We start from the raw sequence: 1,011 nt of genomic DNA on the forward strand, positions 1-1,011 counted from the left end.
CCGAACCCGCGTAATGCTCCGGCGATCTCGCGCTCTCCACTCGTACGGGTCCGCTCCCAGGGCCCCACGACGAAAGGAAGAGAACGTGATGCACTCCGTGGTGGAACGCGAGCTGGAGCTCAAGCTGGTCCTGTCGCCGGAGCGGGCCATCCCCGTCCCGGCCCGCCTCACCTACCGCACCGACGACCCCTACGCCGTCCACATCGCCTTCCACATCGGCTCCGAGCACCCGGTGAACTGGACGTTCGCCCGTGAGCTCCTGGTGGAGGGCGTGTTCAGGCCGTGCGGCCACGGCGACGTGCGGGTCTGGCCGACCAAGGTGGAGGGGCGCAGCGTCGTCCTGATGGCGCTCAGCTCCCCCGACGGCGACGCCCTCCTCGAGGCGCCGGCCGCCGCCGTGTCCGCCTGGCTGGAGCGGACGCTGCGGGTGGTCCCTCCGGGCTCTGAGGCCGAGCAGCTCGGCATCGACGACGGCCTCGCCGAGCTGCTCGCCCCCACCCCGGCCGACGACCTGTGGCTGCGCGACCCCTGGCCCTCGGACGAGTCCAAGGACGGTGAGTGAGCTCCGCCGCCACGGGGGCGAGTGCGGAGCCCGGCCGGCACCGGCGGAGACGGGGAAGGAGCGAGCGGAACGGGGACAGACGGATACGGGGACGAAGACCGCGTCAGAAGAGCTTGCCCGGGTTGAGGAGTGAGTGCGGGTCGAAGGCCGCCTTGACGGCCTGCTGCATCTCCACTCCCACCGGGCCGATCTCGCGTGCCAGCCACTCCTTCTTGAGGACCCCGACGCCGTGCTCGCCGGTGATGGTGCCGCCGAGCTCCAGGCCGAGGGCCATGATCTCGTCGAAGGACTCGCGGGCACGCCGGCCCTCGTCGGGGTCCGCCGCGTCGAAGCAGACGGTGGGATGGGTGTTGCCGTCGCCCGCGTGCGCGCAGACCCCGATGGTCAGGTCGTACTTCTCGGCGATGCGCTCGACGCCGTCGAGCATGTCCGCGAGCCGCGAGCGCGGC

The 1,011-nt window shown here is 71.9% G+C and carries 2 protein-coding genes; one reads left to right on the top strand and one right to left on the bottom strand.

Annotation, left to right across the window (positions count from 1 at the left end):
* The first annotated feature begins 88 nt into the window (after positions 1 to 88).
* Positions 89 to 562 carry an SsgA family sporulation/cell division regulator gene (locus AOK22_RS37645; protein WP_055703151.1) on the top strand — a complete coding sequence of 158 codons (474 nt, stop codon included), beginning with the start codon at positions 89 to 91 and terminating at the stop codon, positions 560 to 562.
* A gap of 103 nt (positions 563 to 665) precedes the next feature.
* On the opposite strand, the gene AOK22_RS37650 is transcribed toward AOK22_RS37645, so the two are convergent.
* Positions 666 to 1,011 (bottom strand): FAD-linked oxidase C-terminal domain-containing protein (locus tag AOK22_RS37650; RefSeq protein ID WP_279617112.1); only part of this gene is annotated, 346 nt, incomplete at its 5' end.

This window comes from Streptomyces silaceus (assembly GCF_001419745.1).
In the GTDB taxonomy this organism is placed as follows: Bacteria; Actinomycetota; Actinomycetes; order Streptomycetales; family Streptomycetaceae; genus Streptomyces; species Streptomyces silaceus.